We start from the raw sequence: 296 nt of genomic DNA, 5'->3' as shown, positions 1-296 counted from the left end.
CATAGTGATCGTCGGTGGTAGCTCGGTCGCGCAGAAGCGGAAGGGTGGCCTCGTCGTCAGCCCAACCCGCAGCAATCGCCCCGACCGCCGCCCACCGCACGTCATAGTGATCGTCGGTGGTAGCTCGGTCGCGCAGCCAGGAAAGGGTGGCCTCGTCGTCAGCCCAACCCGCGGCGATCGCCCCGACCGCCGCCCGCCGCACGTCATAGTGATCGTCGGTGGTAGCTCGGTCGCGCAGCCAGGAAAGGGTGGCCTCGTCGTCAGCCCAACCCGCGGCGATCGCCCCGACCGCCGCC

1 protein-coding gene is annotated in these 296 nt (G+C 70.3%); it reads right to left on the bottom strand.

Annotated elements, in window-relative coordinates:
- Positions 1 to 296: HEAT repeat domain-containing protein (locus MXD59_RS26085; protein WP_248827213.1), on the bottom strand; the 296-nt coding region annotated here is incomplete at both ends.

The organism is Frankia umida (assembly GCF_023242945.1).
Lineage (GTDB): Bacteria > Actinomycetota > Actinomycetes > Frankiales > Frankiaceae > Frankia > Frankia umida.
The sequence above is the reverse complement of the archived record's forward strand: the minus strand, read 5'-3'. Positions and strand labels throughout refer to the sequence as shown.